Source organism: Streptomyces globosus, assembly GCF_003325375.1.
Lineage (GTDB): Bacteria > Actinomycetota > Actinomycetes > Streptomycetales > Streptomycetaceae > Streptomyces > Streptomyces globosus_A.
Genome location: NZ_CP030862.1, coordinates 1,503,811 through 1,519,082, shown reverse-complemented (window position 1 = coordinate 1,519,082; position 15,272 = coordinate 1,503,811). Strand labels below are relative to the sequence as shown.

Here is a 15,272-nt window from a genome sequence, read left to right as displayed (position 1 = left end):
CAGCCTCCTCACGAACCCTGCGGCTGACGGGCCGAGTTGGTGTCCAGGCGGGGTCCCTTCGAGAGGAACTCGGACCACGCGATGGGCACCATCGCCGGCACCACGCCGCCGTAGCCGAGCCGGATCTGCGCCTGGCTGGCCTCGGGGCGGCCGTCCGCGGCGGCGCCCTGCGCCTGCGGGTCCGCCGCGCCGATCCCGGACTTCTCGGCGTCGCTGTCGCCGTTGGCCTGGACGGCGTAGCGCAGCCCGGTGTCGGTGACCAGGAACGTGGAGCCGCCCGCGGTCGTCTGCTTGCCCTGCACCTGCGTGTACAGCAGGCCCGAGCCGGGGGTGACGTAGGCGCTGGTGCCGCTGGCGGTGATGTCGACGGGGAAGCCGGTGCCCGCCCAGGTGCTCAGCGTCTGCCCGCCCTGGCCGTCGACCGAGCGCAGCACGTTGCACACGGTGTCGCGGGCGGCGCCCTGGCCGGAGCCCGCCTGGTTGATCCGGCCGGTCTTCTTCTGCGGCCAGCGCGTCTCGCCCTTGAAGACCCCCGGGTCGGGGTTCAGGGACTGCAGGTCGACCTCGCGGGGCTTGCCGTGCATGTTGAGGGCGTCGGTCGCGGGCGCCGAGATGAGCAGCCATGCGGTGAAGTCGGAGACGGGGGCCACCTTCCCCGGCAGCACGACGTAGTGCTGCGCGCCGGAGCCGGTCTGCGCCCGGAGCACCATGCCGACCTTGTTGTCGGCGGTGCCCAGGCCCGGCACGTCGGCCTTCGTGCCGGCCGTGGCGGGCAGCTGGGGGAAGGCCAGGTCGTCGCCGGGGTTCAGGGTGGCCAGCCACTGCTCGGAGACCTGCTGCGGGCTGCCGCCGGTGGTGCCGACCAGGGCGTTCGTCATCTTGGCCGCGTCGGCCGTGCCCTCGGGGAACTTGTACTTGGTGCCCGTCGCGTCGACCAGGTACCGCTCCTTGGACCCGCCGGTGCTCTGCACGTACAGCATCTGCGTGTCCGTCAGGCGGCGCTCGTCGTCGGTGATCCCGGCCTCGCGGTCCGCGAGGACGAAGGTCGCCGTCTGGACGCTCTTGCCGTTGCCGCCGGGCGCCTGGCAGACCGCCCACCGCTTGGCCTTGCCCGCGTCCTTCGGCGACGGGAGCCGGTCGGGGGCGTAGGGGATGCCGATGATCGGGCCGCGGGGCGGCCTGCCCGCGTCCAGGACCTTGTCGTCGACCTGGAGGACCTTGAACTTCTGCGGGTCCAGCAGGAGTCGGGCCGACGCCAGGTTCAGCACCGGGTGCAGGCGGGTCTGGTCCTTGCCGTTCACCTTCGTCTTCAGCACCACGTACCGGGTCGTGGACTGCTTGCCGACCAGGACCTTCGTGCCCGGCTCGTCCCAGCCCTTCGGCGCCTGCGGCTTGAACATGCCCCAGGCGCCGAACCCGGCGAGGATGACGGCTCCCGCGATCAGCCCGGGCACGACCGCCCGCAGCGGACGGGGGGCGCCTTCCTCGGAGCCCGTCGCGGACGGCTGCAGGAACGCGGCCACCGTCCGCCGCTTCGCAAAGGTGTACGCGTTGAGTTCATCACGCCGTGATGCCATGACCGTCTGCTTCTCCCCGAACGGCCCGGTCGGCGACTGCGGTCCCCGGGCCTTGATGGTCGGACCGGGGACCTACTATGCCTCTTGACCGAGGACACGCAGGGGCCGGGTAGGGTGAGGCAGCCGCTCAGCGCCTTCCGCACCGGGGTAAACAGGGCCTGTTGGGGTGGATTGAGGAGGTTCCGGAGGCATGCGGCGGGCAGCGCGCGGCCCCGGCACTCACGGGGGTCTCGGCCCGGAAAGGGGAGGTGGGCCACTGATGGCCACCGCGACGCAGCCGCAGACGGGCGCTCCGGCACCCGCACGCAGCGGGGTGACGCCGTATCCGCAGTCGACCCCGGGGCGTTTCGGCCCGTTCCGATTGCAACAACTCGTCCTGCTCCAGGTGGCGGCGGCCGCACTTCTGGTGGCATGGGTCGTCGAGCCCCTGCTGCTGGTGCCCGCGGGCGTCCTCGCCCTGGTCCTGGCCGTGCTGGCGCTCGTACGCCGCCACCAGCGCTCCCTGCCCGAGTGGATCGGCAGCGCCCTCGCCCTGCGGGCCCGGCGCCGGCGCGCCGCCGCGTTCACGGTGCCCGCGGGCACCGAGCCGGGCCTCGCCCCGCTCGTCGAGGCCGACCCGGCGCTGCGGACCATGACGTTCAGCGACCGCGACCGGCGGCCCGTCGGCATGGTCGGCGACGGGACCTTCCTGACCGCCGTCGTCCAGGTCGACACCGACGCCACCGCGCTGCGCCCCGACCGGGGCGAGCGGCCGCTGCCGCTCGCGCTCGTCCGGGACGTCCTCGACGTCGACGGCATCCGGCTGGAGTCGGCGCAGCTCGTGCAGCACACCCAGCCCGCCCCCGCCCCGCACCTGCCGGCGCAGTCGACCGCCGCCCGCAACTACGCCCCGCTCCAGGCCCGGACCGGCACCCCGGCGGTGCGGCTGACGTGGATCGCGCTCAAGCTCGACCCGGAGCTGTGCCCCGAGGCGGTCGCCGCCCGCGGCGGCGGGCTCGCCGGCGCCCAGCGCTGCGTGGTCCGCGCCGCCGACCAGCTGGCGAGCCGGCTCGCGGGCGCCGGGTTCCGGGCGACCGTGCTCACCGAGCAGGAGCTGACGGCGGCCCTGGCCACCTCCTCCTGCGCCAACCCCCGGGTCATCACGCAGGCGGGCCGCTCGTCGAGCACCGGCCGGCGCACCGAGGAGACGGCCCGCACCTGGCGCTGCGACGACCGGCGCCACACCACGTACTGGATCGGCCGCTGGCCGCAGCTCGGCGGCTCGGGCACGGCGTCCCTGCCGCAGTTCGTGGCGCTGCTGACCTCCCTCCAGGCGCTGGCGACGAACTTCAGCCTGACGATGGCCCCCGGCGAGCGGCAGAGCGTCACCCTCACCGGCCACGTACGGGTGACGGGCCGCAGCGACGAGGAACTGGTCGCCGCACGCCGGGAACTGGAGCGCACCGCCCGCGGCGTCCGCACCGGCCTGGTCCGGCTCGACCGCGAACAGGTGCCGGGGCTGCTGGCCTCGCTGCCGCTGGGAGGCGCGCGATGAAGAGCACGGCCAGGGGCGGCTTCGGGCTGATCGGCCCGCGCCGCGAACGGCACACCGTGCCGGTGGCGGACCTCGACGCGCTGGCCCTGCCGGTCGGCGACGACGGCGTCGTCATCGGTGTCGACGCCCACGGCAGGCCCGCGGTGCTCGGCATCAACCGGCCCACCCCGTACGAGGTGACGCTGATCGGCGGCCTGTGGACGGCCCAGGTGCTCGCGCTGCGCGCCGCGGCCACCGGGGCCCGCGTCGCGGTGGAGACCGGCCGCGCCCAGGCGTGGGCCGGGCTGGCGCAGGCGGCCGGCGGCGGGCAGCAGTGCGTGACGCTGCACGACGTGGGCCGGGTTCCGCCGCAGGGCGCCTCCGCGGGGAGCCCGGTGCTGGTGGTCCGCGACTGCGGGATGCGGCCGCCGCGCGGGCGCGTGGTGGCGGGCCCCTGGCAGTCCGTGGTGACGCTGCTGCCGTACCTGAGCCCGACGGCGCCGCGGCTGCTGCAGAACTCGGCGCTCGTCGGCGTCCAGCGGGTCTCCCCGGACGAGGCGGAGCAGATCGGCCGCCTGATGGGCCTGCCCCGGCAGACGGTGGAGTCGCTGCCGACGCTGGGCGACGGCGTGACCCTGTGGTGCACGGCGCGGGACCGGCAGTTCGTCATGACGCAGGGCACGGAGCAGGAGTCCTCCCTCCTCGGGCCCTGCCGCCGCATCGACTGAACAGACCCCCGCGGGCCTGCGTACGCCGCCCCGGTCGGCCGGCGGGGTGACACCGGCTCAGCGGCCCTGCTCGCACTGCGCGCCGCAGGAGTGGCGCGGTGCGGGGCCGCAGGCGCGGGGAACCGGCAGGGGGCGGGGGCGTCGCCCGACGGGGGCGGACACCGGCGTCGGCGCCCGATTAGGCTGGGCGTGGGCGTGGCGCCGAGCGGCGCCGGACCGGTGTTCGACAGACCAGGAGGACGAGTGAGCGGCGATCGGAACGAGAGGCGCGGCGGGGCGTGGGACGTCCCGACGGACGATCAGTCCGACGCGGAGCCCGAGGTGACGGGCGAGTTCACCATCGACTACACGCCGCCCGCCTGGTACACGCAGGGCGCGGCCCCGGCCTCGCCCGTCCCCGCGCTGCCCGAGGGCAGCGGCTTCGAACCGCACCGGCCCTCGGAGCTCGCCTCGCCTCCGACGATGCGCATGGCTCCCCCGGCGCGCACCGCGGACACGGCCGCGCCGGCTCCGGACCCCGCTGCCCCGGCCGTTCCTGACCCGGCGTCGGCGCCCGCGCCGACGGCGGATGCCGCGCCGACGGCCCCCGCGCCCGGCCCGACCCCGGCCGAGGCACCGCAGCCCCTGGCCGCGGACCCGGCCGACGCCCCCGCGCTGCCGGCCGGACCCGCCTTCCCGGAGACGTCCGTACCGGCTCAGGCCGAGGCGCCGCAGCCCTTCGCCGCCGACGAGGGCGCGCCCGCGCCCGCACCGGCCTTCCCCGGGGCTCCGGCTCCGGCCGACGCGCCGCAGGCCGCGCAGCCGCTCACCTCTGCCGAGGGCACGGCGGCGCCCGTACCGGCACCGGCCGAAGCACCGCGGGCCGGGCAGCCGTTCACGGCGGGTCCGGCCGACAGCGCGCCCGCACCGGCCTTCCCCGAGGCACCGGCTCCGGCCGACGCACCGCAGGCCGGGCAGTCCTTCGCGGCAGGCCCGGCCGAGGGTGCGCCGGCGCCCGGACCGGCCTTCCCGGCGGCACCGGCCGAGGTGCCGCAGCACCTCCCGGCCGACGCGGCCGTACCGCCCGCGCTGACGCCCGTACCGGCAGACGCGGCCGCGCCCTCGGCGCCCGCTCCCGTACCGGCGCCCTCCGACGGCGCGGTCCCGGCGCTGCCCGCGCCCTCCCCGCAGGCCCCGGCATCCGGGACGCCGTCCTTCGGCGTGCCGCAGCTCCAGGCGCCCGGGACCGCCTCGTCCGGGCGGGGCATCGTGCTGGGCAAGCCGGCCGGCGCCTCCGGTGCGGTCCCCCACCCGGCTGCCCCGGCCGAGGGGACGGCCCTGCCCCCGGCAGCATCCGAGCCGGCTCCGGCCGATGCGGTGCCCGCCGGGTACACGCCCGCCGGGTACGCACCCGCCGCCGAAGCACCGCCGGCGCCGCAGGCGTTCCCCGCTGCTCCGGCGCCGGCCGACGCTCCCCCGCAGCAGCCGGCCCCTTCCCCGTACGCTCCCCCGGCGACCCCCCAGGGCAACGGCTTCCCGCCCCAGGCCCCCGGCGCGGCGGGCGGCCACCCCTACGCGCCCGCGCCCGCGGTGGGCGGGTACGCCTACCCGCCCGCCTCGCAGGCCCCCGCGGCCCCGCAGGGCTACGGCTTCCCGCCCCAGGCCCCCGCCAACGCCGGCGGCTACGCCTACCCGCCCTCGGCGCCGGCGCCGGCCGCCGAGGCCGCGCCGCTGCATGCCCCCGCCCAGCCGCAGCCGCAGCAGCCGCAGCCGCAGCCGCAGATCGACCCGCGGACCGCAGCCCAGTGGCCGGCCGGCCCGCAACCCGGTCCGCAGCCGCACGACCCGCACTACCAGCCCGGCCCCGCCGCGGGCGGCGCGCCGCTCGGGTACACGGCGGCCGTCGAGCTGTCCTCCGACCGGCTGCTGCGCGGCAAGCAGAAGCCCAAGCCGCAGCGGGCGGGCTTCCGCTTCGGCGGCAAGGCGGCCGAGGCCGAGCGCCTGCGCAGGCTGGAGCTGATCCGCACCCCGGTGATGTCCTGCTACCGGATCGCCGTGATCAGCCTCAAGGGCGGCGTCGGCAAGACGACGACGACCACCGCGCTCGGCGCGACCCTGGCCAGCGAGCGCCAGGACAAGATCCTGGCCATCGACGCGAACCCGGACGCCGGCACCCTCGGCCGCCGGGTCCGCCGCGAGACCGGGGCGACCATCCGGGACCTGGTCCAGGCGATCCCGTACCTGAACTCGTACATGGACATCCGGCGGTTCACCTCGCAGGCCCCCTCCGGCCTGGAGATCATCGCGAACGACGTCGACCCGGCCGTGTCGACCACGTTCAACGACGAGGACTACCGCCGCGTCATCGACACGCTCGGCCGCCAGTACCCGATCATCCTCACCGACTCCGGCACCGGCCTGCTCTACTCGGCGATGCGCGGCGTCCTGGATCTCGCCGACCAGCTGATCATCATCTCGACGCCGTCCGTGGACGGCGCGAGCAGCGCCAGCACCACGCTCGACTGGCTCTCCGCGCACGGGTACGGCGACCTCGTCTCGCGCTCCCTCACCGTCATCTCCGGGGTCCGCGAGACCAGCAAGATGATCAAGACCGAGGACATCGTCCAGCACTTCGAGACCCGCTGCCGCGGCGTCGTCGTGGTGCCCTTCGACGAGCACCTCGCCGCCGGCGCCGAGGTCGACCTCGACCTGATGCGGCCGAAGACCCGCGAGGCGTACTTCCACCTCGCCTCCCTCGTGGCCGAGGACTTCGTCCGCGCCGCCCGGCAGGCGCCCCCGCAGCAGTGGGGAGCCCCGCAGCCGCCGGCGGCCCCGGGGCAGCCGTACGGGCAGCCGCACCCCCAGGCCCACCCCCAGGGCGCTCCGACCGGCTACCCGCAGCCCTACCCTCAGCCCGCGCAGCCGTACCCCGCCCAGCCGGGCGGACCCTGGCCGCAGCAGCCGCAGCCGGGCCAGCAGCCCCCGCGCGACCCGCGCCTCGGCTGAGGGCCGACGCCGAAGGGCCCGTGCCCCCTCCGGGGGGCTCGGGCCCTTCGCCGCTGCTCCGCGCGCTCAGTGCAGCGCGTGCCGCGCGTCGTACTCCTGGGTCAGCGCCCGCGCCCGCTTCACGTCGTCCGCGATGGCCTCCAGCAGGCCGTCCAGCGACTCGAACCGGGCCATGCCCCGCACGTAGGCGAGGAAGTCCACGGTGACGTGCAGCCCGTACAGGTCGAGGCCGATCCGGTCGATCGCGTACGCCTCCACGGTCCGCTCGGTGGCGTCGAACTGCAGGTTCGTCCCCACCGAGATCGCCGCCGGCATCCGCTCGCCGTTCGCGGTCAGCCAGCCCGCGTACACGCCGTCCGCGGGGATCGCCGTGTGCGGCGGGGTCTCGACGTTGGCCGTGGGGTAGCCCAGCTCGCGCCCGCGCTGCGCGCCGCGCACGACGACGCCCTCGACGCGGTGCGGGCGGCCCAGCACCTCGGCGGCGCCCTCCATGTCGCCCTCGGCGACCAGCTTGCGGGCCAGCGTGGAGGAGAACGGCACGCCGCCGCCCGCGGTGCCCCGCTCGAAGAGGTCGACGACCTCGACCTCGTAGTCGTACGTGGCGCCCAGCTCGCGCAGGAAGTCGACGTTTCCGGCGGCGCGGTGGCCGAAGCGGAAGTTCGGGCCCTCGATGACGGCGCGCGCGTGCAGCTTGTCGACGAGCACCTTCACGATGAAGTCGGACGGGGAGAGCTGCGAGAACTCCGCCGTGAACGGCAGGATCAGCAGCGCGTCCACCCCCAGCCCGGCCATCAGCTCGGCGCGCCGGTCGTACGGCGCCAGGATCGGCGGGTGGCTGCCGGGGCGGACGACCTCGCTGGGGTGCGGGTCGAAGGTGACCACGACGGACGGCACACCGAGCTCCCGCGCCCTGGCGACGGCACGCCCGATGATCAGCTGGTGGCCCCGGTGCACACCGTCGTACGAGCCGATGGTGACGACGCTGCGCCCCCAGTCCTGGGGGATGTCCTCCAAGCCACGCCAGCGCTGCACTGTGACCGCTCCTCGCCCGAACCGTGTAGGCCCTGTCCTGTGTCCTGCCGATACCAGGTCTAAGACTGCCATGCCCCCGCCCGGCGTCCCGCATCGGTGTCGGGCCGGGCCGGGCTCTGTGTCACCTCCGCGGGAGGCACGCGAGGCGCACCGGACGTCCGCCCGGCGCCCACAGGCGGGCGGCCGGCGAAAAGCGCCCCCTTGCGCTCCGTCCAGTCACTCCGCGCGCCTGCCCGGACGGGTGAACAAAGAGGCCCCGGTGGATAGAGACTGACCGAGGGGGGTCGTGGAGCGGTGAGCAGAAGCCGGTGGGCGCTCGCCGCTCCACGTCAACGCCGCCGCGCGGGGCCGGCGTACGCCGGGGGCCAGGCGCGGGTCAGCGCAGGTCAGGCGAAGACCGCCAGCGACTTCGCCTTGCCGCCCTTGCTCTCCACCAGGCCGAGCAGCTGCCCCTGCGGCCCGAAGACCGCGATCGGCCCGCGGTCCGCGTACTCCTCCGGCATCTCGATCCGGACGCCGTTGCCGAGCAGCGAGGCCCGGCGGGCGTCCAGGTCCCATCGGGGGAACGCCGCGGCGGCCGCGTCGCCGATCGGCATGACGGTCAGCTCCTCCTGGAGCTGCTCCAGGGTCCGCGCCCGGTCCAGCTTGTACGGGCCCACGCGGGTGCGCCGCAGCGCGGTCAGGTGGCCGCCGGTGCCGAGGTCGGCGCCGAGGTCCCGGGCGAGGGCGCGGATGTACGTACCGCTGGAGCAGACGACGGAGACGACCAGGTCGACGACCTTCGTGCCGTCCTCCGCCTCGGCCTCGCGCATGTCGTACACCCGGAACGACGAGATGGTCACCGGCCGGGCCGGGATGTCGAAGTCCTCGCCGTCGCGGGCGCGCTTGTAGGACCGCACGCCCTTGATCTTGATGGCGCTGACCTTCGACGGGACCTGCATGATCTCGCCCGTCAGCTTGGCGACGCCCGCGTCGACGGCCTCGCGGGTGACCGCGGAGGCGTCCGCGGAGGAGGTGATCTCGCCCTCGGCGTCGTCGGTCAGGGTGTTCTGGCCGAGGCGGATGGTGCCGAGGTACTCCTTCTCCGTGAGCGCGAGGTGGCCGAGGAGCTTGGTGGCCTTCTCGACGCCCAGGACGAGCACGCCCGTCGCCATCGGGTCGAGCGTGCCCGCGTGGCCGACGCGGCGGGTCCTGGCGATCCCGCGCATCTTCGCGACCACGTCGTGCGAAGTGAAGCCGGACGGCTTGTCGACGATGACAAGGCCGTCCGGCGCCTTCCCTGCGTTGGTGCTCATTACGCGGTTGCGTCCTCGTCGTCGCCGGACTTCTTGTACGGGTCGGCGCCGCCGGCGTACTCGGCACCGGAGGACACCTCCCGGACCTGGGCGTCGGAGGCGCGCGCCTTGTCGAGGAGGTCCTCGATGGTCCGCGCGTTCTCCGGCAGGGCGTCCGCGACGAACGTCAGGGTGGGCGTGAACTTGGTGCCCGCCGCCCGGCCGACCGCCGAGCGCAGGACGCCCTTGGCGCTCTCCAGGCCCGCCGCCGCGCTGGCGCGGTCCTCGTCGTCGCCGTAGACCGTGTAGAAGACCGTCGCCTCCCGCAGGTCGCCGGTGACCCGGGTGTCCGTGATGGTCACGTGGGTCCCGAGGCGGGGGTCCTTGACACCTCGCTGCAGCTTCTCGGCCACCACCTCCCGGATGAGGTCCGCCAGCTTCTTCGCCCGCGCATTGTCGGCCACTGGTCCGTCTCCTTCTTTCCTTGCATTCAGTCTTCATCACCGTGGAGCCGCCTGCGCACCGACAGCAGCTCCACTTCCGGACGCGCCGCGACCAGCCGCTCGCAGCGGTCCAGTACGTCCGAGAGGTACCCCGTGTCGCCGCTCACCAGCGCGACCCCGATACGGGCCCGGCGGTGCAGTTCCTGGTCGGCCACCTCTGCCGCGCTCACGGAGAACTTCCGCTGGAGCTCGGCGACGATGGGCCTGACGACGGAGCGTTTCTCCTTCAGCGAGTGGACGTCGCCGAGGAGCAGGTCGAAGGACAGAGTCCCCACGTACATGCAGTTCCGGATGTCCCGCCGGTCCGGGTTCGGTGGCCTGCCGGCCGACTGGCGGCAGGGTCACCAGAACCGTACACGCAACGGCCGGGGCCGATCGACGGAAATACTCCGCCGACCGGCCCCGGTCACGACACGGTACGAACCGCCTCGCGCTTACGCGCGGGGCTTCTCGCGCATCTCGTACGTCGCGATGATGTCGTCGATCTTGATGTCGTTGAAGTTGCCGAGGTTGATACCGCCCTCGAAGCCTTCGCGGATCTCGGTGACATCGTCCTTGAAGCGGCGCAGACCGGTGATCGTGAGGTTCTCTGCGACGACCTTGCCGTCGCGGAGCAGGCGCGCCTTGGTGTTGCGCTTGACCTCGCCGGAGCGGATGAGGACACCCGCGATGTTGCCCAGCTTGGACGAGCGGAAGACCTCGCGGACCTCCGCGGTACCGAGCTCGACCTCTTCGTACTCCGGCTTCAGCAGGCCCTTCAGGGCCGCCTCGATCTCCTCGATGGCCTGGTAGATCACCGAGTAGTACCGGACGTCGACGCCCTCGCGCTCCGCCATCTGCGCGGCACGGCCGGCCGCGCGGACGTTGTAGCCGATGACGATGGCGTCGGAGCCCATCGCCAGGTCGATGTCGGACTCGGTGACCGCACCCACACCGCGGTGCAGGACGCGGATGTCGACCTCTTCGCCGACGTCGAGCTGGAGCAGCGAGGACTCCAGGGCCTCGACCGCACCGGACGCGTCGCCCTTGATGATGAGGTTGAGTTCCTGGACCAGACCGGCCTTGAGCACGGAGTCGAGGTCCTCGAGGGACACGCGACGGACGCGCTTGGCGAAGTTGGCGTTGCGCTCGCGCGCCGCGCGCTTCTCGGCGATCTGGCGGGCCGTACGGTCCTCGTCGACGACGAGGAAGTTGTCGCCGGCGCCGGGGACGTTGGTGAGACCCAGGACCAGGACGGGGGTCGACGGACCCGCCTGCTCGACGTTGTTGCCCTTGTCGTCGAGCATGGCGCGGACACGGCCGTACGCGTCGCCCACGACCATCGTGTCGCCGATGCGCAGCGTGCCGCGCTGGACGAGGACGGTCGAGACGGCACCGCGGCCGCGGTCGAGGTGGGACTCGATCGCGATGCCCTGGGCGTCCTGCTCGGGGTTGGCGCGCAGGTCGAGCGCGGCGTCCGCGGTCAGGACCACGGCCTCGAGCAGCTTGTCGATGTTCAGGCCCTGCTTGGCGGAGATGTCGACGAACATCGTGTCGCCGCCGTACTCCTCGGCCACCAGGCCGTACTCGGTGAGCTGGCCGCGCACCTTCGTCGGGTCGGCGCCCTCGACGTCGATCTTGTTGACCGCGACCACGATCGGCACGTCGGCCGCCTTGGCGTGGTTCAGGGCCTCGATCGTCTGCGGCATGACACCGTCGTTGGCCGCCACCACGAGGATCGCGATGTCGGTCGACTTCGCACCGCGGGCACGCATGGCGGTGAACGCCTCGTGACCCGGGGTGTCGATGAAGGTGATCTTGCGGTCCTCGTCGTTGACCTGGGTCGCGACCTGGTAGGCACCGATGTGCTGGGTGATGCCGCCGGCCTCGCCCGCGACGACGTTGGTCTTGCGGATGGCGTCGAGGAGGCGGGTCTTGCCGTGGTCGACGTGGCCCATGACGGTGACGACCGGCGGACGCGCGACCAGGAGCTCCTCGCCGCCCTCGTCCTCGCCGAACTCGATGTCGAAGGACTCGAGCAGCTCGCGGTCCTCCTCCTCCGGGCTGACGATCTGAACCGTGTAGTTCATCTCGTCGGCGAGGAGCTGGAGGGTCGCGTCGGACACGGACTGCGTGGCCGTGACCATCTCGCCGAGGTTCATCATGACCGCGACCAGCGACGCCGGGTTGGCGTTGATCTTCTCCGCGAAGTCGGTGAGGGACGCACCGCGCGACAGGCGAACGGTCTCGCCGTTGCCGCGGGGCAGCATCACGCCGCCGACGGACGGGGCCTGCATGGCCTCGTACTCCTGGCGCCGCTGCCGCTTCGACTTGCGGCCGCGGCGGGCCGGACCGCCGGGACGGCCGAACGCGCCCTGCGTGCCGCCGCGGGCACCGGGGCCGCCGGGACGGCCGCCGAAGCCGGGACGGCCGCCGCCGCCACCCGGGCCGCCGCCGAAGCCGCCGCCACCCGGACGCGGGCCGCCGAAGCCGCCGCCCGCCGGGCGCGAGCCCGGACCGGCCGGACGGCCGGCGAAGCCGCCGCCGCCGCCGGGACGGCCGGCGCCGCCCGGACGGGGACCGCCGGCACCGGGACGGCCGGGGCCGCCGCCGGGACGCGGGCCGGGACCGCCGGCCGCGGGACGCTGCGGCATCATGCCGGGGTTCGGGCGGTTGCCGCCCGGCGTCGGGCGCGGGCCCTGCGGGCGGGGCATGCCGCCCGGGGTGGGACGGGGACCGCCGGGGGCCTGCGGACGCGGGCCGCCGCCGGGACCGGCCTGCGGACGCGGGGCGCCGGCGCCGCCGGCACCGGGGGCGCCGGGGCGCGGTGCGCCGCCCGGACGGGGCGCCTGCGGGCGCGCCATGCCGGTGGAGCCGCCGGAGGTGAACGGGTTGTTGCCCGGGCGGGGACCCGCGGGGCGGGCACCCGGACGGGGGCCGGGGGCCGCGCCGCCGGGGCGCGGGGCCTGGGCACCCGGGGTCGCACCGGGGCGCGGGGCGCCGGGACGGGCACCGCCCTGGCCGCCGGCCGCGGGACGCTGCTGCGTCGGGCGCGGGCCGGGGGTCGCACCCTGGGCCGGACGCGCGGGCGCGGCCGGGGGTGCGGTGAACTCGGTCGCCACGGGCGCCGCCGGAGCGGGCTTCGGGGCGGCCGGAGCCTTCGGGCCGGGACGCGGGCCGGGAGAGGCCGGAGTCACCGGGGCAGGCGCTGCCGGGGCCTCGGCTGCGGCCGGCTTGGGGGCCGGGGCGCCGGGCTTCGGGGCGGCGGGACGTGCAATGGGGCCAGGGGTCGGGACCCCGGGCTTGGCGGGGGCGGCCTTGCGGGGCGCTCCCGGCTTGGCAGCGGACTTGCCGGCGTTGCCGCCGGGCCCCTGCAGTGCGTCGGTCAACTTGCGCACAACCGGCGCCTCGATCGTCGAGGACGCCGAACGGACGAACTCACCGAGTTCCTGGAGCTTGGCCATGACGACCTTGCTCTCCACTCCGAACTCCTTGGCGAGTTCGTATACCCGGACCTTAGCCACTTCGCTCCTTTGAGGTCCGGGTTGCGCCGGACCGTCGCTACTTCATGGGCGTACTCATCGCGTACTCATCGAGTGCTCATCGCAATCTCGACCTACTTCCAACTCGCGAGGTACCTGACCGCACGGGGTGTCCGTGCCGTACTACTTCTTACGGTGCCGCCGCGGCCACAGCGGCCACGGCGTCGCTCAGTCCGGCCGTGTCGAGCGCGCCCGGGGACCTGAGGGCCCGGGGGAACGCCCTGCGGCGGACCGCCTTGTCGACGCACACCGCGGCGGGGTGCACGTAGGCACCCCGGCCGGGCAGCGTACCGCGAGGATCGGGGACGCACGCGTCCCCGACCGCCACGATGCGCAGCAGTTCGCTCTTGGCCGCTCGCGCCCGGCACCCCACACAGGTGCGTTCGGGGCATGCGCGGGCTTGCGTCCGGCCAGACACGCCTAAGTCTACCTCCCCGTACCGACCTCACCCCTTCGGGCGCAAAATCGAACGGACGTTGTCGCGATCTGCTGTCTTGAACTGTGTACCCGCAGGGAGCGCCCGCGGGTAGCGGTTTTATTCCCCGCCCCGGGCCCGGTCGGCGTCCGGGGACGCCTCCGTGTCGGGGCGGATGTCGATGCGCCAGCCGGTCAGCCGCGCGGCGAGGCGGGCGTTCTGGCCCTCCTTGCCGATGGCCAGCGACAGCTGGTAGTCGGGGACGGTCACCCGCGCGGAGCGCGAGTCCCAGTCGACGACCTCGACCTTGCTCACCCGGGCGGGTGACAGGGCGTTCGCCACCATCTCCGCCGGGTCGTCCGACCAGTCGACGATGTCGATCTTCTCGCCGTGCAGCTCGGCCATGACGTTGCGCACGCGGGCGCCCATCGGGCCGATGCAGGCGCCCTTCGGGTTGAGGCCCGAACGGGTCGACCGTACGGCGATCTTCGTGCGGTGGCCGGCCTCGCGGGCGATCGCCGCGATCTCGACGCTGCCGTCCGCGATCTCCGGGACCTCCAGCGCGAAGAGCTTCTTCACCAGGTTGGGGTGGGTCCGCGACAGCGTCACCGACGGGCCGCGGACGCCCTTCGCCACCCGGACGACGTACGCCTTGAGGCGCAGCCCGTGCGGGTACTCCTCGCCGGGGACCTGCTCCTGCACCGGCAGGATGGCCTCCAGCTTGCCGATGTCGACGAGGACGTTCTTGGGGTCCTTGCCCTGCTGGACGACACCCGTCATGACGTCGCCCTCGCGGCCGGCGAACTCGCCGAACGTCAGGTCGTCCTCGGCGTCGCGCAGACGCTGGAGGATCACCTGCTTGGCGGTCGTCGCGGCGATCCGCCCGAAGTCCGACGGCGTGTCGTCGAACTCCTTGGGCTCCTGCCCCTCCTCCAGGTCCCGCGGGTCCTCCATCGCCCACACGACAACGTGCCCGTTGGTGCGGTCCAGCTCCACGCGCGCCCGGCGGAAGCTGCCCTCGGTGCGGTGGTACGCGATGAGGAGGGCCGACTCGATCGCCTCGACGAGCAGGTCGAAGGAGATCTCCTTCTCCCGGACCAGACCCCGCAGGGCACTCATGTCGATGTCCACGGCTACGCCTCCTCTTCCTTCTTGTCCTTGCGGTTGAACTCGATCTCGACACGCGCCCTGGCGACGTCGGCGAACGCGATGCGGCGCGCGGTGGCCTTGCGGCCCTTCACACCGGGGACCTCGAGGTCCATGCCCTCGTCGTCGACGCCGAGAATGCGGGCGATCAGTTCCCCGCCATCGGACAGCTGGAACTTCACCAGGCGGCCGATCGCCCGGACGTAGTGGCGGTGCTCGGTCAGCGGGCGGTCGGCGCCCGGCGAGCTCACCTCCAGGACGTACTCGCCCTCGCCCATCGCGTCGGTCTCGTCCAGCCTGTCGGAGACCTCGCGGCTCAGCTCGGCACACGCGTCCAGTTCCACGCCCTCGTCGGAATCCACGATGATGCGCAGCATCCGGCGCTTGCCGGCCTTCGACAGCTCGATGTCCTCGAGATCAAGGCCCCTGGCGGCGACGAGCGGCTCCAGCAATCCGCGCAGCCTGTCGCTCTGGGTGGTGCTCATCCGGGTGACTCCTCGGCCGCGTGTGCTGTTGTGGGTTACGTCGCGTGTCAGACCAAAGGGTATCCGGTCGCGGAGGGTGTTGCCGTCCGCCCT

The 15,272-nt window shown here is 74.2% G+C and carries 12 protein-coding genes; 3 read left to right on the top strand and 9 right to left on the bottom strand.

Annotated features, from left to right (window positions below):
- Window positions 1–8: 8 nt before the first annotated feature.
- Window positions 9–1,577 carry a type VII secretion protein EccB gene (gene eccB, locus C0216_RS07165; protein WP_114054443.1) on the bottom strand — a complete coding sequence of 523 codons (1,569 nt, stop codon included), beginning with the start codon at window positions 1,575–1,577 and terminating at the stop codon, window positions 9–11.
- 259 nt (window positions 1,578–1,836) lie between these two features.
- Here eccB and eccE point away from each other — a divergent pair, with 259 nt between their 5' ends.
- From eccE to C0216_RS07150, 3 genes are all read left to right on the top strand, one after another.
- On the top strand, window positions 1,837–3,111 hold the full coding sequence (gene eccE, locus C0216_RS07160; protein WP_246042361.1) for a type VII secretion protein EccE: 1,275 nt from the start codon (window positions 1,837–1,839) through the stop codon (window positions 3,109–3,111).
- Entirely contained in the window at window positions 3,108–3,818 is a 711-nt protein-coding gene (locus C0216_RS07155; protein ID WP_114054442.1) for a hypothetical protein, read from the top strand. Before eccE ends, C0216_RS07155 begins: the two co-directional genes overlap by 4 nt.
- 243 nt (window positions 3,819–4,061) lie before the next feature.
- On the top strand, window positions 4,062–6,803 hold the full coding sequence (locus tag C0216_RS07150) for an SCO5717 family growth-regulating ATPase (protein ID WP_114054441.1): 2,742 nt from the start codon (window positions 4,062–4,064) through the stop codon (window positions 6,801–6,803).
- Window positions 6,804–6,869: 66 nt separating this feature from the next.
- Here the strand turns inward: C0216_RS07150 and C0216_RS07145 are convergent, their stop codons facing one another.
- The 8 genes from C0216_RS07145 to rimP all read right to left on the bottom strand — a co-directional run bounded on the left by C0216_RS07145 (window position 6,870) and on the right by rimP (window position 15,179).
- Window positions 6,870–7,835 carry a bifunctional riboflavin kinase/FAD synthetase gene (locus C0216_RS07145; protein WP_114054440.1) on the bottom strand — a complete coding sequence of 322 codons (966 nt, stop codon included), beginning with the start codon at window positions 7,833–7,835 and terminating at the stop codon, window positions 6,870–6,872.
- 386 nt (window positions 7,836–8,221) lie between these two features.
- A complete protein-coding gene (truB, locus tag C0216_RS07140) occupies window positions 8,222–9,130 on the bottom strand; it encodes a tRNA pseudouridine(55) synthase TruB (protein WP_114054439.1) in 909 nt (302 codons plus the stop codon).
- The gene (gene rbfA, locus C0216_RS07135; protein WP_114054438.1) at window positions 9,130–9,573 is read right to left on the bottom strand and encodes a 30S ribosome-binding factor RbfA; all 444 of its coding nucleotides are present in this window, start codon (window positions 9,571–9,573) and stop codon (window positions 9,130–9,132) included. Before rbfA ends, truB begins: the two co-directional genes overlap by 1 nt.
- Window positions 9,574–9,599: 26 nt before the next feature.
- Window positions 9,600–9,893, bottom strand: coding sequence for a DUF503 domain-containing protein (locus C0216_RS07130; protein ID WP_114054437.1), 294 nt, complete (start codon window positions 9,891–9,893; stop codon window positions 9,600–9,602).
- Between the two features lie 153 nt (window positions 9,894–10,046).
- Window positions 10,047–13,115, bottom strand: coding sequence for a translation initiation factor IF-2 (infB, locus tag C0216_RS07125; protein ID WP_114054436.1), 3,069 nt, complete (start codon window positions 13,113–13,115; stop codon window positions 10,047–10,049).
- A 148-nt stretch (window positions 13,116–13,263) separates the two neighbouring features.
- Window positions 13,264–13,551 carry a YlxR family protein gene (locus tag C0216_RS07120; RefSeq protein WP_114054435.1) on the bottom strand — a complete coding sequence of 96 codons (288 nt, stop codon included), beginning with the start codon at window positions 13,549–13,551 and terminating at the stop codon, window positions 13,264–13,266.
- 117 nt (window positions 13,552–13,668) lie between these two features.
- The gene (nusA, locus tag C0216_RS07115; RefSeq protein WP_114054434.1) at window positions 13,669–14,679 is read right to left on the bottom strand and encodes a transcription termination factor NusA; all 1,011 of its coding nucleotides are present in this window, start codon (window positions 14,677–14,679) and stop codon (window positions 13,669–13,671) included.
- Between the two features lie 2 nt (window positions 14,680–14,681).
- The gene (rimP, locus tag C0216_RS07110; protein ID WP_114054433.1) at window positions 14,682–15,179 is read right to left on the bottom strand and encodes a ribosome maturation factor RimP; all 498 of its coding nucleotides are present in this window, start codon (window positions 15,177–15,179) and stop codon (window positions 14,682–14,684) included.
- Window positions 15,180–15,272: the final 93 nt, after the last annotated feature.